Origin of the sequence: Streptomyces chengmaiensis (assembly GCF_029846775.1) — a bacterium.
GTDB classification, from domain to species: domain Bacteria; phylum Actinomycetota; class Actinomycetes; order Streptomycetales; family Streptomycetaceae; genus Streptomyces; species Streptomyces chengmaiensis.
In genome coordinates, this window is record NZ_JARWBG010000124.1 from 1 (window position 1) to 3230 (window position 3230).

General features: G+C 64.5%; 1 protein-coding gene. It reads right to left on the bottom strand.

What is annotated here, in order from left to right; translation table 11 throughout:
* Positions 1-3230: methionine synthase (metH, locus tag QCN29_RS36625; RefSeq protein WP_279933577.1), on the bottom strand; the 3230-nt coding region annotated here is incomplete at both ends.

Sequence of the window (3230 nt, forward strand, 5' to 3'; positions counted from 1 at the left end):
GGGTCCTCGCCTGCGAAGCCCAGTTCGGCGCGGACGCGGGCGTGCCAGTATTCGGCGAGGGCTTCGGCGAGTTGGACGGACAGTCCGTGGAGTTCGAGGTAGTCGCGGTAGGAGTCGGATTCGAAGAGTTCGGCGGCAGCTTCGCCGATCTTGGAGCCTACGGTGACGACCTGGAGGCCGACCACGTCCGTCTCGCCGGATTCCTCGGGGCGGAAGAAGTCGGCCAGGCACAGCCGGCGGCCGCGGCGCTGGCGGGGGAAGGAGAATCGGGTGCGTTCCGAGCCGTCCTCGTTGAGCAGGATCAGATCGTCGCCCTTGGACACGCAGGGGAAGTAGCCGTAGACCACCGCGGCCTGGAGCAGGTTCTGCGTCTGGAGCCGGTCCAGCCAGCCGCGCAGCCGTGGGCGTCCCTCGCTTTCGACCAGTTCCTCGTAGCCGGGGCCGTCGCCGGTGCGGGACTGCTTCAGCCCCCACTGGCCCTTGAACAGCGCGCCCTCGTCCAGCCAGGAGGCGTACTCCTTCAGCTGAATCCCCTTGATCACCCGGGTGCCGAGGAACGGCGGGGTCGGGACCGGGTTGTCGACGGCGACATCGGAGCGGACCGCGCCCTCCTCGGGGCGTTCCTCGGCCACGGTCTGGGCGGTGGCCTTGACCCTGCGCTGTTTGAGTTCGGGCAGGGCGGCGCCGGGGACGCCGCGTTTGACGGCGATCAGGGCGTCCATCAGCCGCAGTCCCTCGAACGCGTCGCGCGCGTAGCGGACCTCGCCCTGGTAGATCTCGTGCAGGTCCTGCTCCACATAGGCGCGGGTCAGCGCCGCGCCGCCGAGGATCACCGGATAGTCCGCGGCCAGATCACGCTGGTTGAGCTCCTCCAGGTTCTCCTTCATGATCACCGTGGACTTCACCAGCAGCCCGGACATCCCGATCACATCCGCCCGGTGCTCCTGCGCCGCGTCCAAGATCGCCGACACCGGCTGCTTGATCCCCAGATTGACCACGTTGTAGCCGTTGTTGGACAGGATGATGTCGACCAGGTTCTTGCCGATGTCATGCACATCACCGCGGACCGTGGCCAGCACAATCGTGCCCTTGCCCTCGGCATCCGACTTCTCCATATGCGGCTCGAGATACGCCACCGCACTCTTCATCACCTCGGCCGACTGCAGCACAAACGGCAACTGCATCTGCCCCGACCCGAACAACTCACCGACGACCTTCATCCCATCGAGCAGCGTGTCATTGACAATGTCCAACGCCGCACGCGAGACAAGCGCCTCGTCCAGATCCGCCTCCAGACCATTGCGCTCCCCATCGATGATCCGCCGCTTCAGCCGCTCCTCCAACGGCAACGCCGCCAACTCCTCGGCCTTGCCCGCCCTCAACGACTTCGCCGTAGCCCCCTCGAACAAGGCCATCAGCTTCTGCAGCGGGTCATACCCCTCACCACGCCGGTCATAGACCAGATCCAACGCCGTGGCGACCTGCTCCTGATCAAACCGCGCGATCGGCAAAATCTTCGACGCATGCACGATCGCCGAATCAAGACCCGCCTTGACACACTCATCCAGGAACACCGAGTTCAACAAGATCCGCGCCGCAGGGTTCAAACCGAACGAAATATTCGACAACCCCAGCGTGGTCTGCACCTGCGGACGACGCCGCTTCAACTCCCGGATCGCCTCGATCGTGGCGACCCCGTCCCCCCGGGACTCCTCCTGCCCCGTACAGATCGTGAACGTCAGACAATCCACCAGAATGTCCGACTCACGAATCCCCCAGTTCCCCGTCAGATCCGCAATCAACCGCTCAGCAATCTCAACCTTCTTCTCAGCCGTCCGCGCCTGACCCTCCTCATCAATCGTCAACGCGATCAAAGCCGCACCATGCTCCCGCGCCAACCCCGCAACCCTCGCAAACCGCGACTGTGGCCCATCACCGTCCTCGTAGTTCACCGAATTGATCACCGCACGCCCGCCCAGCCTCTCCAAACCCGCCCGGATGACATCCACCTCAGTCGAGTCCAGAACAACCGGCAACGTCGAAGCAGTGGCAAACCGCCCCGCCAACTCCTCCATATCGGCCACACCATCACGACCCACATAGTCCACACACAGATCCAGCATGTGCGCACCCTCACGGATCTGATCCCGCGCCATCTCCACACAGTCGTCCCACCGACCGCCCAGCATCGCCTCACGGAACTTCTTCGACCCATTGGCGTTCGTCCGCTCACCGATCGCCAGATACGACGTGTCCTGCCGAAACGGAACATGCTGATACAACGACGCCGCACCCGGCTCCGCACGCACCTCCCGCCGCCCCGGCACCAGCCCCCGCACCCGCTCCACAACCCGCCGCAAATGCTCCGGCGTCGTCCCGCAACACCCCCCCACCAACGACAACCCGTACTCCCGAACAAACCCCTCCTGCGCATCCGCCAACTCCGACGCCGTCAACGGATAATGCGCACCATCCCTGCCCAACACCGGCAGACCCGCATTCGGCATACACGACAACGGAACACGCGCATGACGCGCCAGATAACGCAGATGCTCACTCATCTCCGCCGGCCCCGTCGCACAGTTCAACCCGATCATGTCCACGCCCAACGGCTCCAACGCCGTCAACGCAGCCCCGATCTCCGACCCCAACAACATCGTGCCCGTGGTCTCCACCGTCACCGACACAATCAACGGCAGATCCACACCCCCCACCCCCAACGCACGCCGCGCCCCCAGCACCGCCGCCTTGGTCTGCAACAGATCCTGCGTCGTCTCCACCAGCAGCGCATCCGCACCCCCGGCGATCATCCCCTCCGCATTCCGCTGATACGCATCACGCAACGTGACATACGGAACATGCCCCAACGTCGGCAACTTCGTCCCAGGCCCCATCGACCCCAACACCCACCGCTGCCGACCAGACGAGACCGTGAACTCATCCGCCACCTCACGGGCGATCCGCACACCCGCCTCCGACAACTCGAACACCCGACCCGCGATGTCGTACTCACCCAACGCCGCGAAATTCGCACCGAACGTGTTCGTCTCCACACAGTCCACACCGACCGCGAAATACTCCTCATGCACCGACCGCACAATGTCCGGCCGCGTCACATTCAAGATCTCATTACAGCCCTCAAGCCCCTGGAAATCCTCCAGCGACGGATCCTGCGCCTGCAACATCGTGCCCATCGCACCATCAGCCACCACCACACGCGAAGCCAACGC